Raw genomic sequence first — 20,616 nt, forward strand, 5'->3', positions numbered from 1 at the left:
GAAAGCGTGCGTATTGCCTGAAAACACAACCCGCTACGGGGGAGACTTACCCGAAATCTGATTTATTCAACAAAGCCCCGTGGCCGCTAAAATATGCTTCGATGCGTTCAACTTTGGCAGAAGGCGGCGCGATTTTCACCCAGTCTTTTTTGAGTTTTTCTCTGTCCATTTCTGAAACCCCATTCTGAACGATGAAAGATAGCGGACAAAAATCTTTTGAATTTCATTAAGCCGCAGGGTTACTCATGCATGTTCACTTTCTTTTGGCCCACATCACCGATAACGATAATCGAGGCCAGCGGCGAGCAAGCGGCAGGCATACAGCGACACCTTTGACTCCCACTCTTTTTTTGAGAAGTGCGTAGACAAAGGTATCCTCGTCTTTCTTTTCACCCTCTTCCGTTATAAACGCGATAAACGTTGTAAAAGAGACCTCCTGACGCATATGCAGGCGAACACAACGTTTTTGAGCAGCCAGATTTGTCCAGACCAGGTATGCCGATCCGGCTCCTCACTGTTATCGGCTATCCAGAAAGAAGGTTTCCAGCCTGCGCTTTTGTGCGCCGTTCTGGTTGAAATTTTCCAGCGACAGCCAGCCCTCAAGCGCTCTTTCAATATTCGGCCAATCTGTGTCAATGACGGAAAGCCAGTCAGTGTCACGATTGCGCTGCTTACGTGTCATGGCCTGACGAAAACGCCCTTCAAACGTAAACCCGACTCTTTCGGCTGCGTTCCTTGATGCCTGATTGAGTGAGTCGCAACGCCATGCAATCCGCCGGTAGCCCAAGGTAAAGGCATTTTTCATCAGCAGAAAGAGAGCCTCCGTTCCCATGCTGGTTTTTTGCATCAACGGCGACCAGGTAACATGTCCGATCTCAATCGCTCCGTTTACGGGATCAACGTTGCTGTAGCAGACCACACCCACCGGGCGGTTGTTTTTTATATCTGCCACGACCCATGAAACCAGGCTGAAATCGTTAACTTTGCCGGTAATCCATAACATCATTTCTTCCAGACTCGCGGGCTTTTCGGCGCCAAGCCAGGTCCAGTCCCTGTCATCTTCGGTCAGCGAATATGCCTGAAACAGTGCCTCGCCATGACGGGTTTCCAGAGGTAAAAGGTTACAGTGACGGCCACTTAGCTGAGTCCGTGGAGGAAAGGCAAGAGGCTGCCAGTCCGGCAGCGGGAAACCTACAGGTTGACCATACTTATTGATATTCAAAATGAGTTACCCGCGGTGTCTGAAAGCGTATAAGAAGATATTGAAGCAAGGGTCGACGTTGCAATAGCTGACAGAAGCCAAGCCTTCCATGGCTTAGGATACTACGATATTTTCACGGAGGTTTGTACGTCCGCTTCCGTCACCACGCCGATCACCACGATAAATCGGGGGTGCGGGTGCCGTATGCTTTGCGTCAGATAAATTCCGCGCGGTATCGCTGCACGGAATGTGCTTAGGCGCAGAGCTTTACTGGTGACTATTCAACGCCAGAAAAATCTCATCGTATTTCCCGTTTCGTTCAGCGAAGCGGAACAATTTGCTGCGTTCAACGTTGATTTCTTTTGACTGACTGTCGGACTGAAGCAAAACCATGACCTCCTCGATGAAGTCATCCAGAGGCATTGCTATCTGGCTGTCTTTACTGCCGTGTAGATCGGTTTGTACCATCGGCGGAGTAATTTCAATGACGTGAATACGAGATTCACGCAACTGGAAGCGTAAAGATTCAGTCCAAGAATGAAGCCCGGCCTTGGCGGCACAGTATGACGGCACCCGTGTATAGGGCATAAATGCCAAATCAGACGTGACGTTTATGACAGCACTTTCTGACTGTGTCAGTAGATGGGGCAATAGTGTGCTGGTCAGTATCATCGGCCCCGTCATGTTCGTGGCGATTGATGACAGCATCGTTAACGGTTCCGGGTGGGTGAGATCCTCGGCAAACTGCACACCGGCATTATTAATAAGAACATTCAGTTCAGGGAAACGGGTCACCAAATGTTGAGTCACCTCAGCCAGGTTGTCCACCTCACTGATATCCATTACCTGGTATTGCATACCCGGGTTTGCCTCGCACACCCGTTTTAGCGCTGACTCGCGTCGCCCGGCGATAATCACTGAATTATCAGATCGAAAGAGCGCTTCAGCCAGACCTCGCCCTATGCCGCTGCCACCCCCCGTGACCAGAATGGTATTCCCGCTTAATTTCATCATGTTGAATCTCGCTGTATTTTGAGTGAATAGCTGGTGCCCGTGAAACTGTGCGAGTCAGATTATAGAAACAATGACTGGATTATTTATCACTAAAAATCCAAAATATCAGACATATCGTCCAGGAATTAACACCATGAATACACTCGATTACCTGTTGGAACAGTTAAAGCTCAAGAGCTCAATATTCTGCCAGTTGACGCTTAATGGTCATTGGGGGGTAGCCAAAGCGCCGCATCCGCATGGCGCTCCATTTCACCTGCTATTGTCGGGGGACGCCTGGTTGCGTTTGCCTGGGGAACAACAACTTATTCACCTCAGGGAAGGAGACATGGTGATGATCCCCGCAGGGCATCGACATGACCTATTGAGCAAACCAGATGCCAGGACGGTAGAGTTTACGCAATTGCTGGCAAGCCACGGGCATACCCGTGCTGGTTCAAATGCCCGTTTCCATGCAACCCGTATTGCAGTCGGCCAGCCCGGAGAAGGCCAAACAAAACTGGTGACCGGCATATTTAACTTTGGCGAATCCCTGCGTAACCCGCTGGTTACTACGCTGCCGGATTATCTTCATCTCAGCGCGGAGGACAATCCCTGGCTCCCTCCTTCATTGACGCTGTTGAGCGAAGAATTAGATTCAGAGCTCCCCGGTATGAGCACGATTGCCGTTCGTCTGGCCGATATTTTATTTGTGCAGGCAATCCGCCACGCTCTTTCCCAGCGTCACCACTTCAACGCGGGGTGGCTCAATGGCTTGACCGATCCACAGATAGCAAAATCCCTCGCGCTGATGCACCAGAGCCCCGGTGAACCCTGGAGTATCGAGCGGCTCGGCCATGCGATTGGCATGTCTCGCTCACGCTTTGCTGAAAGATTTAAGATGCTGATAGGCCAGACCCCCATGCACTATCTGACAGAATGGCGAATGTATCTGGCTGCAGAGCAGCTACGGCATTCACAGATCCGCCTTAGTCAACTGGCCGGGCAGTATGGATATGAATCTGACGTGGCTTTCAGCAAGGCATTTAAAAAATGGAGCGGCCATACTCCCCGGGCATTTCGGGCATGCGAGAATGAGCAGGCGTCTGCGTCACAGCAAACGGAGTAGGTTTATTGGTTATAAACCCGTGGTACAAACGACGTTTTCAAAAGAACCCAACACTAAAAGTGTCCGTTAACGATCGGCCCTACCGCATCAATCCCAACGTGCTGACCCTGCTAGATCAACAGCCGTACCCGATCATAAATCAGCCGGTCTTCCTGCCGTGCGGAGCGGGCGTGCTGACGCAGGGCGCGCACCAGGTTATCAATCAGGGCATGGGCAGCGGTGCTGAGAATGCTATTGCGCCGGGTAACGATGTTCAACCGCGCCAGATCGCAACCCTCCCGTAGCGCCAGCGGTTGCAGGCGTCCGGCAAATTGCGGTAACCCAAGCAACGGAGCCGGGCTCCAGGTACACATATCCGCCGACTCTACCATTGCCTGCAACATGCCAAGTGAATGCGCATGAATGATGCGGTTAGGATCGAGCTGGGCACCGTGTCGGCTGAACAGATGATGGATGAGATCGCCATAATTGTCTGGGGTATAGTTCAGCACCCAGTCCTGATCCAGCAACTGGTGGATCGAGGTACTTTGGCTTAACGGATGCCCATGCCGCACCATCACCGCCGTTTCATAATCCAGCAGCGGCTCGCAATGAAACTCCTGCGGTGCCATCGATGCCGGCAGCGGCGTGATGGCAAAATCCATCGTGCCCTCTCGCAGTTGAGATTGCGCGTTGGCCATCAGGCTTTCAAACAGCTCCAGTTTCACCTTCGGCATCTTTTTACGAAAGGCCACTACTGCCGTTGGCAACACCGTCAACATCAGCCATGGCGTGATCGCCACTTTAACCTGCTCTTGCGCCAGCCCGCGCAGGCCCGCCATCTCATTGCTGGCCTGTTCCAGTTGGTTCAACACCAAGCGGGCATGCGCCAACAGCGTCTTCCCATAGGGCGTGAAACCCAACCCGGCGGGCGTGCGGATCAGCAAAGGCAGCGCCTGTTGCTGTTCCAACTCGCGTAAGGCCCGTGTCACTGCGGCCTGTGAAAGGCCCAATTGCCGCGCTGCGGCGCGAATGCTGCCACCGTCGGCACTGGCAACCAAAGCCTGTAACTGATGCAGTTTCATTACGCCTCCATGACAACCTGTTGTTGTCAGCATAACTGAACGACGGCTCCCCGCCCAAAAGGTTGTTTGCTAGTCTCGGAATAACCTGGTTTCCGGCGTCCCTTCGCGTCGGGGATTGAACATTCAATCGGGATGCCACAATGGAAAATTTGCTTATTTTACCTGAAATTGCCGCCGTTCAGCATGAAATGGTCGCTATCCGCCACCATATTCATGCGCACCCTGAATTGGGATTCAACGAGTTCGCTACGAGTGATTTGGTCGCAAAATTGCTGACCGAATGGGGCTATCAAGTCACACGCAACATAGGACAAACCGGGGTTGTCGCCACCCTTCAACGTGGCACAGGGAAAACTCTCGGTTTGCGTGCCGATATGGACGCGCTGCCCATTGAGGAAACCAGCGGATTGCCCTATACCAGCACCCACAGCGGCGTGATGCACGCCTGCGGTCATGATGGCCACACAACGATGTTGTTGACGGCAGCGCGCTATCTGGCACAGCATTCTGACTTTACCGGTACTCTGCACCTGATTTTTCAACCGGCAGAAGAAGGCGGTGGCGGAGCCAGAGTGATGATGGAAGATGGCCTGTTTGAGCGCTTCCCTTGCGACGCGGTGTTTGCCATGCATAACGTACCCGGCTTTCCGGCGGGTCTACTCGGTTTTGCCAGTGGTCCTTTCATGTGCTCGGCCGATACGGTCAATATCATCCTGCACGGCCACGGTGGCCATGGTGCAGTCCCACAACACACGGTCGATCCGGTTGTGGTCTGCGCTGCCATTGTGATGAGCCTGCAAACCATCGTGTCCCGAAATATAGACCCACAGGAAACGGCGATTATCACCGTAGGCGCGATCCAGGCAGGGCTTGCCAGCAATGTGATCCCCGCTACCGCCACCATGACGCTGAGCGTGCGCGCCCTGAATGCCGGGGTACGTCAACGCCTAGAAAACCGCATTATCGCGCTGGTTGAAGCGCAAGCTGCCAGCTTTGGTGCCCGTGCGGAGATTGACTATCAGCAGGGTTACCCTGTGCTGGTGAACCACGCAGCGGAAACCGATCTGGCGCGTGAAGTGGCACTGGACTGGGCGGGTGAACAGCAGTTGATCCCCTCGCTGCGGCCATTTACCGCCAGCGAAGACTTCGCCTTTATGCTGGAGCAATGCCCCGGCAGCTACATCTCGATTGGCAACGGTGAAAGTACGCCCGGCAATTCACTGCATAACGCCAGTTACGATTTCAACGACGCGTGCTTGCCGATCGGCGCGACGTACTGGGTCAAGTTGGTTGAACGCTTTTTGGCTTAATGCCCTTTTGAACGCCACAACACTGAGGAAAATGAAATGAAAACAAAAAGTAGCCTGATTTTATTGCTGCCGCTGGCGTTGAGTTTCGCGGCCATTGGTGGGGAGTTCAGCGGCAAAGTCATTAAGCTGGGCGTCGACCCAACCTATCCGCCGTTGGAATACAAGACGCCGCAGGGTGCTCTGACCGGATTCGGTGTCGACATTGCACAGGCAATGTGCGAGCAAATGCAGGCCAAATGCGTTTGGGTCGAAAGCAGTTGGGATGGGATGATCCCCGGATTACAGGCGAAAAAGTTCGATGCCATCGCCTCGTCAATGACCATTACGCCACAGCGCCAGGCACAAATTGCCTTCTCGGATAAAGTGTCCAATGCCCCAGCACGGTTAGTGGCCCGTAAAGGGAGCGATCTGCAACCTACCGCGGCTTCGCTAAAAGGTAAATCCATTGGCGTGCAACAGGGCTCCAGCCAGGAAACTTATGCCAACGCTCTGTGGCGGCCAGCCGGGGTTAACGTGGTGTCCTACCAGAGCCAACAGGAGGCCAATGAAGATTTGGTCAACGGGCGCCTGGATGCGTCGCTGTTAGCCGGCGTCAGCGCCAGTGAGTTTTTCCATACGCCTGCCGGAAAGGATTTTGCCTTTACCGGTGCCGAGCTTAATGACAGCAAGTATTTCGGTATCGGCGACGGCATTGGGTTGCGTAAAGAAGATACCGCGTTGCTCAATGCGTTCAATGCCGCGCTCAAAGCGATCATTGCCAACGGCACCTACAAGAAAGTGAACGATAAATACTTTGATTTTGACGTATACGGTACAGCGCAATAACGACGATTGGCGGGAAACAAAAAATAAAAGGGCCAGGCAAATGCCTGGCCCGATAAAAAGGGTTACTTCACTTCGCCCATAGCCTTCAGCTTTTTGGACAGCTCACGGCGTTCTTTAGACAGATCGGCATTTTTGATGATGTAGTCATCAACGCGATCTTCATAGTCGCTGCGCATGTTGCTAATGATGCCCTGAACATCTTCAATGCTCATACCTGGTTTGATGTACTCACTCAGGTTGTCGAGCAGCAGCACACGCTTTTGGTTATCACGAACTTTCTTTTCGTTGTCGATAATTTCGCGTTGCAGCTTATTTTTACGGCGGAACATACGCACAAACTCCAGAACGTCCTGGAAACTCGGCTTATTTGCATTATCCATCTTCATACCCTTGCTTTAGTAATACACAGATTCATTTGCTTACGGCCACAATGATACCAAGATACAGGTTTGTGGCGGTCAGGCACAACACTCATCGCCCTATCTTACTCACTTTGCTGCCTGGACAAAAACCAGAAGCGCCCGCTTCATGATCTGACCCCCTATTCGCGCCCGGTAGCAGTACAGACCTTGAGCAGGTCGCCCAGTTCTTCCAACTGCTGCGTCAGTTCCATGCTCAGCCAAACATAACCGTAAATAGGTGCCTCGCCGTGTTGACTGACGCTCGCCTCCTGCATCAGGGTTTTCAGTTCGGCGGCGATTTCGCTCAGTTGCCCTGCCATTACGGATTGTTGCGTTTGCGGGCCGTTATGCATCATGTCTGCCAATGATTCAAGCGACCGCAGCGTCAGCAATTGTGCGCTGCGCAGCGTTTTCGCATTCAGCATAATAAAATGGGTTTCACGCGAGGCCCAATACGCGTCGGCCAGCAGTTCCAGAGTACAGACCAGATTGCGGCTCAGCGTTTGTACCGCTTCAAATACCGCCAGAGGGATATGGGTTTCTTTACTGCTGGGAACAATCAGGCCGCGCAATTTAACGACCTGATTCAAGAGATCTTTCAACTGGGGTTCCAGTCGCGGCCGTTCGATCATGTTCGGCGACAGATAAGCGCCGTAGATTTTACTCGCGCTTTGCAAGCAATCCGCCATCTGCATACGCCACAGAATGTAGGCACGCTGTGGATAAATGCTGGTGAACAACAGCGCCAGCAACGAGCCAAAAATAACGTCCCCACTACGCCACAGCGCAGTATGCATGTCACCTGCCCCCGCGCCACACACCACCGCCAGTGTAATCCCCACCAACAGTGCCATATAGGGACGCTTACCGAGCGTCAGATAACCGCAGAAGAACATCACTACTCCGCACCACGCTAACATCAGCGGTAGCGAGTAGAGCTCAAGATACAGGGCAATCAGGCCCGAGGCCGCGCCAAACACCGTACCGGCGATACGCTGCAACGCGCGTTGCAACACATTTCCCCAGAACGAAATCGGCCCCATCACCACCACCAAGGTAATGAGCGGCCAGGTCCCTTCAGGGACGTCTAGCAAGCGAATCAGCAAGAAGGTCAGGATAAACGCCAGCCCAATGCGCACGCCGTGCACAATGCGGTAATGACGATAAGTCAAACGTTCAAACGACGATATTTTTCTGTCGAGGCGCACAATGCATCCCGTTATGAATGGCGAGAAAGTCCATTAGTTTAGCGGAGGAAGAGCAGCGGAGAAAAGGCGGATAAGGCGTCCCTCACCCGCAGTCAATCCTTAAGCGGCATATTTATCCACCAACGCCTGCAAAATGGCGGCGGTTTCTACATCCATCACCCCATCATACTGCCGTTGACGGAAATGCAGCTGGAAGGCACGTACCAGTTGGCGATAACCTTCAGCGTCACCCGCTGCCGAGGTGTCGTAACCATATTTGGCGAACAGTGCCAACACATCAGACTGTGCAGGCAGACCATGACATTGATATGCATGCTGATGTCGCTGTTTCACCGCGTCGTCATACCAGGCGCCCACCCCGGCCTGATACAGCTGATGCCACGGGAACTGCGGGCCTGGATCGCTCTTTCGGCCCGGCGCGATATCGGAATGCGCCACCACGTTAACGGGGGTGATGTCCGGATAGCGCTGCAGGATGTTTTGCGCCAATTGAGTCACCGCCGCAATTTGCTGCGGATTAAACGGTGGGAAAGTAATGTCTTCACCATCGCCACTCGCCAGATTGACGATCTCAATGCCAATCGCCGTATCGTTGAGATTAGAACGATTACCCCATTGGCTTGCACCGGCATGCCAGGCTCGTTCATCTTCATCCACCAAGTTAAAAATGCGTACACCGCTGAAACCGGCCGCCTGATAGGTTTGATCTTCCGGATCCGGCACCAGGTAATGGGCGCTGACCGATTTACCTGTCAGTGACTGCACGGAATCGGCAAAATTCTGCGCCGTGTAATGCAGCACCAAAAAGCGTACCCGGTGGCCAAAGCTGGCTACCGAACGGTAGCTATTGTAATCAATACTGAACATCGTAGATTCCTTGTTAGTTAAACTCGCGTGCCTCTTTCACCGTAGGGAACAAAGATATTCGTCCCGCGTCACGCGGTCGCTGCATGCAGTGACCCTACAATGCCTTCGTGGATCTTGTCCACCCCTTAATTTTTAGCTAATTGCTAAATTTAAAGCAAGATAAATTTAGCAAAAACGATATTTACCTTTTTGCTAAAGAATGCGATCATCCAGGGATGGAAACCAAAGAAATAAGACGCAATAATTTGCGCGAGCTGATGGCCAGCTACGCCCGACAGGGCATCAACCAGAACGATTTTGCCGTGCTGGTTGAATCCTCCTCGCCAACGCTCAGCCAAATTACCGGTGAAAAATCCTCTCGCAACCTTGGCGATAACCTCGCCAGGCGGATTGAGGCCAAGCTGGATCTGCCCAAAGGCTGGTTCGACGTTTTCCATGAAAAACAGCTGGTGCGCCCGTTCGATAACGTGGCGGCAGAATCGGATTTCCAACCTGCCCGCCTGAAACCGGTAGTGTGGGAAGATACCGAACAGGACAAGGAAGAGTTTGTGGAAATTCCCCTGCTGGACATTAATTTTTCTGCCGGCGATGGCTGTTATGAAATTGTTGATCGTGAAGAGTTTTCACTGATTTTTCGTCGCTACTATCTGCACAAGATGGGGGTGGCGGTCAATGCGGCACGTATCATCCGCATTTCCGGCTCCAGCATGGAACCACGCCTGCAAGACGGCGACGTGGTGGGTATCAATACCGATGACACACGCATCCGCGAAGGCAAAACCTACGCGATTCGCCACGGTAATTTGCTGCGGGTAAAAGTGTTGATAGAACAGCCTGACGGCGGTGTCACTATTCGCTCCCTGAACCGGGAAGAATACCAGGACGAACACCTGAGTTATCCGCAGCGTAAAGACCAACTGGTGGTGTTGGGCCGCGTTTTCTGGTCGTCTTCGTCCTGGTAATGGCCGGGACACAATCGGGTGCCGCTTGGCGGCACCCTCCTGTTATTTGAAATCCACGACCATCTGCTGCTGGATAGACAAACCGCGGGTAGACTGCACGCAACGGGCGATGTAGTCGGTAAAGCGCGGCGGTTTAGGCATGCCCAGCTTGAGAATTTTGTCGTTGCTGAAACGCACGTTAAGCATGGCGAAAGATCCATACAAACGCATCGCCTTCAGCATCAGTCTTTCGTTGCACGGCCCGAAGATATCTTTCAGTTGCTTGCGCATTTTCAGCAGGGCTTCGTAACTGACCTGCGCGTAATGGTCGCCAAGCGGCGGTTTTTCCAACGCGGCAGCAATGGCGCGATCAATATCCGCGAAGCTGACGCTGCTCTCTTCACCGGCAGAAATATGATAAACGTCATTATCCAGCGTTTCGCTATTCAGCAACATCACCATCGCATCAGCGCAGTAATCGACCGGGATAACGTCGATATTGTCCTGCAGTGAACACATGAATTTACGCAACATTAGCGCCATGCTGAACACCCAGAAAATACTGCTGGATGGCTGGCACCCTAAACGCGTGTGCCCAACAACGATAGAAGGACGTGCAATCACCAGCGGCAATTGCGGGCAGTGTTGACGCATTAACTGTTCAATCGTGGATTTAGAGCGGGTGTATTCCACCAGATGCTCAGCCGTTTCTTCAAACTCACCACTTTCTGCCACCAGCGAGCCCGGTTCCGGGGCACACGACATTGCGGTACCCACATGCAGAAAACGTTTCAATCCCGGTACCTGCGCCATTCTTTCGGCAAAGGCCAGTGTGCCTTCAACATTAACCTTCCAAATAAGCGGGTTATTGCCGAATGAAGCAACCGCGGCACAATTGATAACGTGCGTTACATTGTTAATACGTGTGTCCGCTAAAAAATTAGCAGGCTCACTTAAATCACCCAACAATATATTTTCTATCGTGATTTTGGAGAATAAATCGGATTCAATATTAAACTTCTCCATATTAATCCGAATACGTTCCAGCCCCTGCTGCGCATTTTCAGCTCGCACTAACAGAAGATAGTTAATTTCCTGATTTTCATTCAGTAATTTTTCGAGCACTGCACCACCGAGAAAGCCAGTAGCGCCGGTCAACAGCAGAGTTTTCATAATATGCACCCACATTGGCATTGAATGATGCTGATTGTATGCGGAGATAATTAAACAAATATTAAATGGAACTCAGTGGCAGCTGTTTATCTTTTCTTAATATTATCTTAAGGAATATTTTGAAACATCAGTGAGGCATTTGGTAACACATTAATAAAAAAGAAACCATAATAAATGCGGCCGTTGACGGGCCATTGATACAGGCTCTGATTTAATTTACTGGTGAGTATTATTACATTTTTTCATCAGGAGTATTTATGAGCTATAACCAAAAAGTTTGGTTGGGCATCCTGGTCCTGTGCAGTGTCTTCTGGCTGGCGGTGATCGGCGGTATTTTCTCGGTCCATGAAGCCTACGAGCGCACAAGCCTGCAAAGTCAGCAGGATTTCACAACGCGATACTCTCAGCATTATCATGGCACTGCAACAGCGAACCATAGCCTCCAGGCGCGAACGCCAACATCCTGATATGCCCCCCTGAATGGGTAGGGACAAGCACGCCTAACGATCTTATGATGCCCCTTGGTTCATAGGGAGAATAATATGGGTCGAAAGCTGGATCGCTTGCCTCAAGCAGAACGTGAGAAAATTGAAGCCGACTTGCTCGCGCTCAGCGTCATTTATAACGAACGTTATGGCATTGCCACCAATGCTGCCCATGCCGAAAAACAGGTGCCTGATTATTTACGTTCCTACTTTCATCTGCGCCTAAGCTACTACCGCAGTGCGTAATACCGCGCATTCCAGTGATTAACGCTAACGACTCGTACGTCTCGCCGTTACAATAGGAAGATATTCCCAACGCCACGTGAGAGATGCGATTTTGAGCAGCAAGGCACCGGCCACATTCTATATTCACGACTACGAGACCTTCGGTAAAAGCCCATCCATGGACCGCCCGGCGCAGTTTGCCGGTGTGCGTACCGATATGGATTTCAATATCATCGAAGAGCCACTGGTCATCTATTGCACCCCGGCCGACGACTACTTGCCCGATCCTGAAGCGGTGATGATCACCGGTATCACGCCGCAATTGGCACTGGCTAAAGGTGTCAACGAAGCCGAGTTCGCACGCCAGATCCATCAGGCATTCAGTGTGCCTGGCACCTGCATTCTGGGTTACAACAATATCCGCTTCGATGATGAAGTGAGCCGTAATATCTTCTACCGCAGCTTTTACGATCCCTACGCTTACAGCTGGCAAAACGGCAATTCCCGCTGGGATCTGCTCGACGTGATGCGTGCCTGCTATGCGCTGCGCCCGGACGGTATCGTCTGGCCGGAAAACGAAGATGGGTTCCCGAGTTTCCGTTTGGAACACCTGACTCGCGCCAACGGCGTCGAACACGAACACGCTCATGACGCCATGTCGGATGTTTACGCGACCATCGCCATGGCCAAGTTGGTCAAACAAGCGCAACCCCGGCTGTTTGACTTCCTGCTGCAACACCGCAACAAGCATAAGCTCAATGCCCTGATCGATATCGCAGAAATGACGCCGTTGGTGCACGTTTCCGGTATGTTCGGCGCTGCACGTGGCAATACCAGCTGGGTATCGCCGCTGGCCTGGCACCCTGATAACAAAAATGCGGTCATCATGTGTGATTTAGCCGGTGATATGACGCCACTGCTCACGCTGAGCGCCGACGAATTGCGCGAACGGCTGTATACCCGCAGAGACGAACTGGCTCCTGACCAATCACCGGTGCCAATCAAGCTGGTCCATATCAACAAATGCCCGGTACTGGCACCCGCCAAGACCCTATTGCCGGAAAACGCGGAACGCTTGGGGATCGATCGCCAAGCCTGCCTGCAAAATCTGCAGCTGCTGCGCCAGCACCCGCAGGTGCGCGAAAAAGTGGTGGCGTTATTCGCTGAAGCCGAACCTTTTAAAGGCTCTGATGACGTCGACGCCCGGCTGTACGACGGTTTCTTCAGCGATGCTGATAAAGCAGCAATGAAGATTATCCAGCAAACCAAACCGCAAAACTTGCCGGCGCTGGATCTGACCTTCAACGATGACCGCATGAAGGAACTGCTGTTCCGTTTCCGGGCCCGCAACTACCCCAACACGCTGGATGACAGCGAGCAACGCCGCTGGTTACAGCATCGTCAGGAAGTTCTGAGCGCTGAACGAGTACAGAGTTACGTACTGCAACTCGAGTCGTTGTATAACTTGTACGAAGGCGATAAAGAAAAGACCGCGCTGCTGAAAGCGCTGTTTGAGTACGGTAAAGAATTGGTAGGCTAACAGAAAAACGTAGGGCGCTAAAAGCGCCCTACGACTTAATGGCAGAGGCGCTGTATGCCGCGCCCAATGACATCATCAAAGCATTAAATCGCGGGCCGAACCTGTTCGGCCCCGACCTGTTAAGGCTTATGCAACGTCTTCGCTAGCCTGTGGAACCGGCAGACGGAAGCTGCGGGTGACGAAGGCCAGATAAATCAGACCAATCGCGGCCCAAACCAGGCCCAGCGTCATCGAACTGGCTTCCAGGTTGATCCACAGTGCGCCAACAGTTAACGCCCCCAATACCGGCAGAATCAGATAGTTGAAGGTATCTTTAACGGTACGGTTCATCTTGTCGCGAATATAGAACTGCGAGATTACCGACAGGTTCACAAAGGTGAACGCCACCAGCGCACCGAAGTTAATCAATGCCGTCGCCGTAACCAGATCGAACGACACCGCAGACAAGGCAATCACGCCGACCAGCAGTACGTTCAATGCCGGGGTACGCCATTTCGGGTGTACATAACCAAAGAAACGCTCTGGGAATACACCGTCACGGCCCATCACGTACATCAGACGCGAAACACCGGCGTGCGACGCCATACCTGAAGCCAGTACGGTCACGCAAGAGAACACCAGGATCACCGACTGGAAGAACTTACCGGCGACGTACAGCATGATTTCCGGTTGGGACGCATCAGGATCTTTAAAGCGCGAGATGTCCGGGAAGTACAACTGCACGAAGTAGGACACCACGATAAAGATGATGCCGCCGATCAGCGCCGTCAGGAAGATCGCTTTCGGGATTACGTTCTCTGCATCTTTGGTTTCTTCGGACAGCGAGCTGATGCCGTCAAAACCGAGGAACGAGAAGCACAAAATAGTCGCACCGGTAATCATCGGCACTACATGCGCATTCTCAGACCAGAATGGGCGGCTGCTAACCAGCGTACCAGCCCCTTCGCCATGCGAAAGGCCGTTAACCACCAGGAACAGGAACACGATCATGATAGCCACCTGTACCACCACGATAATGGAGTTCAGGTTTGCCACCAGCTTAATGCCGCGCAGGTTAAAGAGCGTCATCAGCGCGACCAGCGCCGCCACGAAGATCCACGAAGGCACGCCCGGGAAGATAGCTTCCAGGTAAATTTTGGCCAACAGGATGTTGATCATCGGCATGAACAGGTAGTCCAGCAGCGATGACCAGCCCACCATAAAGCCAACGTGCGGGCTAATGGCCTTCTGGGCGTAGGTATAGGCAGAACCGGCGGACGGGAATTTTCGTACCAGTTTGCCGTAGCTCAATGCGGTAAACAGCACCGCCAGCAGAGCAAAGGCGTACGCAGTGGCGACGTGACCATCGGTCAGGCCGGATACGATGCCAAAGGTATCGAAGATGGTCATTGGCTGCAGGTAAGCCAGCCCCATCATCACTACCGGGACTAAAGTCAGGGTTTTACGCAGCTGTGCGCGTGGCGCCGGAATGGTGCTGGAGATGTTATCGGACATTGCGCAGCCCCCCCTTACCTTCTGCCTTGCGGAGCGTAGACACGCCAAGACTTAAGGTTGCGGGGAAACTTCGCAACGTGCGACTGAATTCAAAAAGAAGGGGATTGGAAGCTGGATAACGAGTCAAGGCTGCCTTGGCTGCTCCATAATCGCTGCGACCACAGCGGAAACCGGCGGGCACCGGTGCTAAAGTGAAAAATTGCCCCATCTTTCTTATCCTCATGAGTCACGACCATAAAGTTTTGTTTGATCGCGCACGAAACTATTTATCTATCCGGATCGGTGTCCGGCCTCGCTTGGTGTATGAAACGCACAGTTTGTAAAACACAAATGCAAAAAAAATAACCGACGCGTTAAAACGTCGGCTATCTGCATTAGAGATATTTTGCACCAGAAACCCTCCTGATGACAAGATCAGGAAGGCATCTTAAGTAAATTCTTTTCTCGATTGTTCGGAAAACCGCCCTTACGGTTGAATTAATCCGCAATCCTCACCGTCGCTTACTCCGTTATTGCCGCTTAGTTTACGCCCCCTCAGGCATTTTTCAACATCCAGTCGATCTCTGTTTCCGTCACTAAGCGCTCAAACTGCATCAATTCATCCATCTTGCAGGCATGATAAACATGCGCAAAACGTTCTCCCAGGTACTGCGTCAGCGCTTGCTGATGCTCAAATTCGTATAGCGCATCGCTTTGACGGATGGGGAACGGTAACCCTTCTTGCTCGAGCCCATTACCGGTCACGGGTTCAGGCAACGGCAGCGCATTGTCCAACCCATACAAAATCCCGGAGAGGATCGCCGCAACCACCAGATAGGGATTGGCATCCGCGCCTGCGACACGGTATTCCACCCGATGGTTCTCGGGCTCACCGCAGGGAATACGCAGCGCAACGGTGCGATTGTTGTGCCCCCAGGAGGCTTGTGTGGGGACATACATGCCCGGCTGGAAACGACGGAAAGCATTAACATTGGGGGCTAACAGTGCCATTGAAGCTGGCATTAAGGTGATCATACCCGCCAGCGCACGGTGCAGTAACGCAGAGTCTTCGCCGTCTGCTTGGGCGAACAGGTTGTTACCGTTACCGTCGAGCATGCTGATATGCACATGCATGCCGCTACCGGCGTATTCTTCATAAGGTTTGGCCATAAAGGTCGCGTGCAGATGGTGATTTTCCGCCACCATCCGTACCAGGCGTTTTAGCCCGAGCGCATGATCACAAGCCAGCAGCACGTTATCGGTATGCTTTAGGTTGACCTCGAACTGGCCAGGCGACGCCTCTGCCACCGCGCCGTCCGCCGGTAGCCCCTGCATCTGAGCCAGGCTATCGATGTCGTTCAGCACTTCAGCAAAATGATTCAGGTTATCCAGCGAGTATACCTGGCTTTGCACGTTGCGCTCCTGGGTACCAGGTGCGCAAGGAGGTTGTAGGTAGCCTTCAGAATCTCGCTGTCGATCAATGAGATAGAACTCCAACTCTACCGCTACCACCGGGAACATGCCTCGCTGGCGCAACGCCTGCCACACTCGGTTCAGAACATTGCGGGGTTCAACGTCAAAGGGAGTACCATCTTCATCCAGCATGGTCAGCAATACCTGACCGATATTATCCGGGTCCGCCGCTGACGGCGTCAACGAACCAAGCACCGGCATGCAGACACGGTCCGGCTCCCCCAACTCCTGGCCCAGGCCAGCCTCTTCCACCACATTGCCCAAAATATCCATAGCGAATACCGAGGCGGGGAAGTAACTGCCTTTTTCCAATTTTTTCAGTCCGGAGACGGGAATGCGTTTACCGCGGAAGGAACCATTCAGATCAGTGAGTAGGATATCGATATACTGCGTTGAGGGGTGGCGTTCCAAATAGTGAGCAACTTCACGTTGGAACGCGCTACTTCGCCTCTCTTCATTGTGCTGTGCAAAATTTTCAACTGCTGCGATATTGGTTTGCATACATCACCCGCCATTATGCTCTGAGGACGCTGTGGCGCCCGCCTGCCGATAGGTTCAACACATGGTCTGATTTCTCTGTAGACTGCGCCAGAACCGGCGCTCAAAATAACATCCATAATATGAAACATAGCTTTAACACAAATGGTTTGCAAATGTTACAATGCTGTTTGATTATTCGCCACCGACTGCTAAATTGATAAAATATTGACCGAAAAGGCGTTAACTGCCTTTTTATGTGCAGAATTTCGTCCGCCGAAACAGGGGGGATCATGGGCAATATATTTTCCAATTCCGTCGCAACTACCGATATCATGCTATGCCGATATCACTCAGACAGGCACCTGACTCCGATATTCATTTCTGCCTGTCGTTCCTACCAGAAGGAAGTACCGCTATGAGCGAAGTCAGCTTGGCGCCAGGTAAGCGCCTGTCACAGATCCGTCTGCAATTGGGTTTGTCGCAGCGCCGAGTCGCCGAACTGTCCGGGTTAACCCACAGCGCAATCAGCACCATCGAACAGGACAAAGTCAGCCCGGCTATCAGCACACTGCAAAAACTGCTGAAGGTCTATGGTTTGTCGTTGTCCGCGTTCTTTGCTGAACCTGAAGCCGCTAATGAACCCAAAGTGGTGATCGACGCCGAAGATTTGATCGAGATAGGTAGCCAAGGCGTGTCAATGAAGCTGGTGCACAACGGCAACCCAACGCGCAATTTGGCGATGATGCTGGAAACCTATCAGCCGGGCACCACCACCGGTGAGAAGATAAAGCATCAGGGTGAGGAGATCGGCACGCTGCTGGAAGGTGAAATCATGCTCACCATTAATGGCCAAACCCACTGCCTGACCGCTGGGCAGAGTTATGCCATCAACACCGGTATTCCCCACAGTTTCAGCAATACCTCTGCACGCGTCTGTCGTATCGTCAGCGCACATACGCCGACGACGTTCTGATAAAAGCCGGGTAAGGGCGTTGCGTTGCCCGTGATCTCGTTTGTATCGCGTCCCGTTCAGTGATGTCTCTTGCGCTGAACGGGCCCCCCTCTCGACGAAAAATCATTTTCGTCTCAGTTATGCCATTTAGTTTGTTGCGAGAAGCGAAATCTGTGTTACAAAAGACTATCTTTAGCCATCTAAACACCTAAACGTCTTTAATCACTATGCCAACCACTACGCCCTCACGCCTCGAGATGCGCAATATCTCGATCGCCTTTGCCGGATTCAACGCGCTGCAAAACGTCGACTTTACCTTACTGGGCGGTTCTACCCATGCGTTGGTCGGGGCTAATGGTGCGGGGAAATCCACACTGATGGCGATCCTGTCCGGTGCACATGATCATTACCGCGGAGAGATCTTTATCGACGGCCAAAAAGTGGATATTCATTCGCCACTGCAGGCACGCCAATATGGGATCCACGTGGTGCAGCAAGAAGTGGATGTGGCACTGATCCCCACGCTGTCAGTGGCGGAAAACATCATGCTCGATTGGCTTAATGAACCGGGCCATCTGCTCAATTGGCCACAGCTGTACCGGCAGGCAGCGCAGTTACTGGCCCAGTTGGATGTGAACATCAACCTGCGCCAGCGTTTGGCCGACTGTACGCTGGCGGAAAAACAGCAAGTGCTGCTGGCACGCGCACTGTCACACCGCTGCCGTTTCCTGGTGCTGGATGAACCCACCGCCCCGCTCGATCGCGCCGAGAGCGAACGCCTGTTCCGCGTTGTGCGCCGCCTCCAGTCGGAGGGCATCGGCATCGTCTTTATTTCACACCGCATTCACGAACTGAGTGAAATCTGCGATCGCTTAACGGTGCTGCGTGATGGCCGCCATGTCAGTGACGATGCCATGCAAGGCCTGAGTGGCGAGCAGATTGTTGAGAAAATGCTCGGTCACCGGTTGGACGATATCTTCCCGCCACGTCGCCCACCGCACGGATCTCGCCCGTTATTGCAGGTAGAAAACCTGCACGATCGCCATAAACTGCGCGACATCACGCTGCAACTGCATCAAGGGGAAATCCTCGGTATCGCTGGGTTAGCCGGCGCAGGTAAAACGGAGCTGTGCAAAGCACTGTTTGGGGCCTCCCCATCCCGCCTTGAGCGCGGAGAACTGCTGGGCAAACCCTGGGCTCCGCGCGCTCCGCACCTCAGCGTTGAACAAGGGCTGGCACTGGTGCCGGAAGAGCGGCGTAAAGAAGGCATTTTTATCGATGAGGCTATCCCGATGAACCTGAGCGTCAGCGCCGACGACAGCTTCTCACGCTGGAGTCTGTTCAGTCGCCGTCAGGAACTGCGCTGGGCGCGGGATATCATGCAACGCCTGAACATTCGTGCTTCTGGCCCTCAACAACGGCTGGCAAGGCTGTCCGGCGGCAACCAACAAAAAGTGGCCATTGGCAAATGGCTACGCGGTGATGCCAGCGTGCTGATATTTGATGAGCCGACCAAGGGCGTGGATATCAAGGCCAAACAAGAGCTTTTCACCCTGATCGACAGCCTGGCACGCGAGGGGAAAGGCATTATCTATGCCTCCGGCGAATTCTCGGAGCTGGTCGGCCTATGCGATCGCATCTGCGTGCTATGGGATGGGCGAGTCGTGGCGGAACTGAATGCCGCCGATATTGATGAAGAAACCTTATTACTGTATTCCACCGGAGGAACCCCAGCGTGAGTAAAGAATTATCCCTGCAGAATGCGCAACCCTGGCGCCATCAGCTGTTTGAGTTTCTCTACAAATGGGGGATGTTACTCACCGTTGTTGCGTTGATCGCCCTGTTTGGGCTGGCATCGGACAACTTCCTCGATCCGAACAACATCATCAACATTCTGCGCTCGATCGCCATCGTTACGGTGATCGCTATCGGCGTGTCCATCTCGCTTTCGGTGGGTGGCTTCGACCTTTCCGTCGGCTCCACCGCTTCACTCGCGAATGCCCTGGTGGTTTCACTGTTCGTCTGGTACGGCTTCGGCACGACCAGTGCGATTGTGCTGACACTACTGATTTGTACGCTGGTTGGCCTGTTCAACGCCTTCCTGATCGTCGTATTGAAAATTCCCGACATGCTGGCGACGCTAGCCAGCCTGTTCGTGATCCAGGGCGTGGCCATGACCTACAGCTACGGCGGGTCAATCACCCAAAACATGCTGCTGCCGAACGGTGATATGGCTGAAGGCCTGATCCCGGACATTTTCTCCTCCCTGGGCCAGGTACCGGTGATCGTGTTGATCATGCTGGCGGTGACCATCGTGGTACAGCTTTTCCTGTCGCTGACCAAGCATGGCCGTCGCATGTACGCCATCGGTGGTAACCCGGAGGCCGCGCGTCTTTCTGGCATTCGCACCGTGCGTTACAGGGTTGCTGCCTACGTCATTTCAGCCCTGCTGGCCTCACTTGGCGGCATATTATTGGCGTCACGTATCGGATCTTCACAGGTGAACGCCGGCGGCGGTTATCTGATGGATGCGGTCGCCGCTGCCTATATTGGTTTCTCGCTGGCAGGCTCCGGCAAACCCAACGCGCTCGGCACATTGGTAGGGGCAGTGATCCTCGGCGTGTTGCAAAACGGCCTGGTGATGCTTTCCGTGCCCTACTATGCCATGGACATTATCAAAGGTCTGGTATTGGCCCTGGCGTTAGCGATTACCTATATCCAGAAACGCTGATGGCTCCACCGGCGCATACCTTGCTGCGCCGGTTTTCCCTTTAATTCATACGGTTAATGTTTCCCTCCTCCCGCAAACATACAAATGATACGAATTATCATTTGCGTTTACATTCTGTATAAAATCCTTACAATGGCCTGACGAA

General features: G+C 52.9%; 20 protein-coding genes. 10 read left to right on the top strand and 10 right to left on the bottom strand.

What is annotated here, in order from left to right; genetic code table 11:
- Positions 1-46: 46 nt before the first annotated feature.
- The 3 genes from AC2FCQ_RS05345 to AC2FCQ_RS05355 form a co-directional block, all read right to left on the bottom strand.
- Positions 47-169, bottom strand: coding sequence for a hypothetical protein (locus AC2FCQ_RS05345; protein ID WP_490316615.1), 123 nt, complete (start codon positions 167-169; stop codon positions 47-49).
- A gap of 348 nt (positions 170-517) precedes the next feature.
- Positions 518-1,222 (bottom strand): GNAT family N-acetyltransferase, encoded by a 705-nt coding sequence (locus AC2FCQ_RS05350; RefSeq protein ID WP_209636012.1) that lies wholly within the window; start codon positions 1,220-1,222, stop codon positions 518-520.
- 246 nt (positions 1,223-1,468) lie between these two features.
- On the bottom strand, positions 1,469-2,215 hold the full coding sequence (locus tag AC2FCQ_RS05355; protein WP_490308414.1) for an SDR family oxidoreductase: 747 nt from the start codon (positions 2,213-2,215) through the stop codon (positions 1,469-1,471).
- Between the two features lie 133 nt (positions 2,216-2,348).
- On the opposite strand from AC2FCQ_RS05355, the gene AC2FCQ_RS05360 reads away from it, so the two are divergent.
- A complete protein-coding gene (locus AC2FCQ_RS05360) occupies positions 2,349-3,323 on the top strand; it encodes an AraC family transcriptional regulator (RefSeq protein WP_490308415.1) in 975 nt (324 codons plus the stop codon).
- A 110-nt stretch (positions 3,324-3,433) separates the two neighbouring features.
- Here the strand turns inward: AC2FCQ_RS05360 and AC2FCQ_RS05365 are convergent, their stop codons facing one another.
- Positions 3,434-4,387: a LysR family transcriptional regulator gene (locus tag AC2FCQ_RS05365; RefSeq protein ID WP_265556554.1), complete on the bottom strand. Its 954-nt coding sequence runs from the start codon at positions 4,385-4,387 to the stop codon at positions 3,434-3,436.
- A 140-nt stretch (positions 4,388-4,527) separates the two neighbouring features.
- Between AC2FCQ_RS05365 and AC2FCQ_RS05370 the strand changes: the two genes are divergently transcribed.
- Both AC2FCQ_RS05370 and AC2FCQ_RS05375 read left to right on the top strand, forming a co-directional pair.
- Positions 4,528-5,697: a M20 aminoacylase family protein gene (locus AC2FCQ_RS05370; RefSeq protein ID WP_490308416.1), complete on the top strand. Its 1,170-nt coding sequence runs from the start codon at positions 4,528-4,530 to the stop codon at positions 5,695-5,697.
- A gap of 36 nt (positions 5,698-5,733) precedes the next feature.
- The gene (locus tag AC2FCQ_RS05375) at positions 5,734-6,522 is read left to right on the top strand and encodes an ABC transporter substrate-binding protein (RefSeq protein WP_490308418.1); all 789 of its coding nucleotides are present in this window, start codon (positions 5,734-5,736) and stop codon (positions 6,520-6,522) included.
- A gap of 62 nt (positions 6,523-6,584) precedes the next feature.
- Here AC2FCQ_RS05375 and tmaR read toward each other — a convergent pair whose 3' ends face one another.
- The 3 genes from tmaR to AC2FCQ_RS05390 form a co-directional block, all read right to left on the bottom strand.
- Entirely contained in the window at positions 6,585-6,902 is a 318-nt protein-coding gene (gene tmaR / locus AC2FCQ_RS05380; protein ID WP_209636023.1) for a PTS system regulator TmaR, read from the bottom strand.
- Positions 6,903-7,063: 161 nt separating this feature from the next.
- Positions 7,064-8,131, bottom strand: a complete 1,068-nt coding sequence (locus tag AC2FCQ_RS05385) for an FUSC family protein (protein WP_265556557.1) — start codon at positions 8,129-8,131, stop codon at positions 7,064-7,066.
- Positions 8,132-8,230: 99 nt separating this feature from the next.
- Entirely contained in the window at positions 8,231-8,998 is a 768-nt protein-coding gene (locus AC2FCQ_RS05390; protein WP_490308420.1) for an N-acetylmuramoyl-L-alanine amidase, read from the bottom strand.
- Positions 8,999-9,213: 215 nt separating this feature from the next.
- Between AC2FCQ_RS05390 and AC2FCQ_RS05395 the strand changes: the two genes are divergently transcribed.
- Positions 9,214-9,960 carry a LexA family transcriptional regulator gene (locus AC2FCQ_RS05395; RefSeq protein ID WP_209636028.1) on the top strand — a complete coding sequence of 249 codons (747 nt, stop codon included), beginning with the start codon at positions 9,214-9,216 and terminating at the stop codon, positions 9,958-9,960.
- A 42-nt stretch (positions 9,961-10,002) separates the two neighbouring features.
- Here AC2FCQ_RS05395 and AC2FCQ_RS05400 read toward each other — a convergent pair whose 3' ends face one another.
- The gene (locus tag AC2FCQ_RS05400) at positions 10,003-11,112 is read right to left on the bottom strand and encodes an SDR family oxidoreductase (protein ID WP_130381403.1); all 1,110 of its coding nucleotides are present in this window, start codon (positions 11,110-11,112) and stop codon (positions 10,003-10,005) included.
- 257 nt (positions 11,113-11,369) lie between these two features.
- Here AC2FCQ_RS05400 and AC2FCQ_RS05405 point away from each other — a divergent pair, with 257 nt between their 5' ends.
- From AC2FCQ_RS05405 to sbcB, 3 genes are all read left to right on the top strand, one after another.
- Positions 11,370-11,579 carry a hypothetical protein gene (locus tag AC2FCQ_RS05405; RefSeq protein ID WP_209636030.1) on the top strand — a complete coding sequence of 70 codons (210 nt, stop codon included), beginning with the start codon at positions 11,370-11,372 and terminating at the stop codon, positions 11,577-11,579.
- A gap of 75 nt (positions 11,580-11,654) precedes the next feature.
- A complete protein-coding gene (locus tag AC2FCQ_RS05410) occupies positions 11,655-11,843 on the top strand; it encodes a DNA polymerase III subunit theta (RefSeq protein ID WP_209636032.1) in 189 nt (62 codons plus the stop codon).
- 91 nt (positions 11,844-11,934) lie between these two features.
- The gene (sbcB, locus tag AC2FCQ_RS05415) at positions 11,935-13,362 is read left to right on the top strand and encodes an exodeoxyribonuclease I (protein WP_209636034.1); all 1,428 of its coding nucleotides are present in this window, start codon (positions 11,935-11,937) and stop codon (positions 13,360-13,362) included.
- A gap of 126 nt (positions 13,363-13,488) precedes the next feature.
- On the opposite strand, the gene AC2FCQ_RS05420 is transcribed toward sbcB, so the two are convergent.
- Positions 13,489-14,856, bottom strand: a complete 1,368-nt coding sequence (locus AC2FCQ_RS05420) for an APC family permease (protein ID WP_209636036.1) — start codon at positions 14,854-14,856, stop codon at positions 13,489-13,491.
- Between the two features lie 534 nt (positions 14,857-15,390).
- Positions 15,391-16,809, bottom strand: coding sequence for a glutamine synthetase family protein (locus tag AC2FCQ_RS05425; protein ID WP_209636038.1), 1,419 nt, complete (start codon positions 16,807-16,809; stop codon positions 15,391-15,393).
- Between the two features lie 394 nt (positions 16,810-17,203).
- Between AC2FCQ_RS05425 and puuR the strand changes: the two genes are divergently transcribed.
- From puuR to AC2FCQ_RS05440, 3 genes are all read left to right on the top strand, one after another.
- On the top strand, positions 17,204-17,761 hold the full coding sequence (puuR, locus tag AC2FCQ_RS05430; protein WP_265556560.1) for an HTH-type transcriptional regulator PuuR: 558 nt from the start codon (positions 17,204-17,206) through the stop codon (positions 17,759-17,761).
- Between the two features lie 206 nt (positions 17,762-17,967).
- The gene (locus AC2FCQ_RS05435) at positions 17,968-19,479 is read left to right on the top strand and encodes a sugar ABC transporter ATP-binding protein (RefSeq protein ID WP_265556561.1); all 1,512 of its coding nucleotides are present in this window, start codon (positions 17,968-17,970) and stop codon (positions 19,477-19,479) included.
- On the top strand, positions 19,476-20,471 hold the full coding sequence (locus AC2FCQ_RS05440; RefSeq protein WP_490308421.1) for an ABC transporter permease: 996 nt from the start codon (positions 19,476-19,478) through the stop codon (positions 20,469-20,471). The genes AC2FCQ_RS05435 and AC2FCQ_RS05440 overlap by 4 nt, the downstream gene beginning before the upstream one ends.
- Positions 20,472-20,616: the final 145 nt, after the last annotated feature.

It is taken from the genome of Serratia sp. CoH_134_PS_4, from assembly GCF_058190535.1.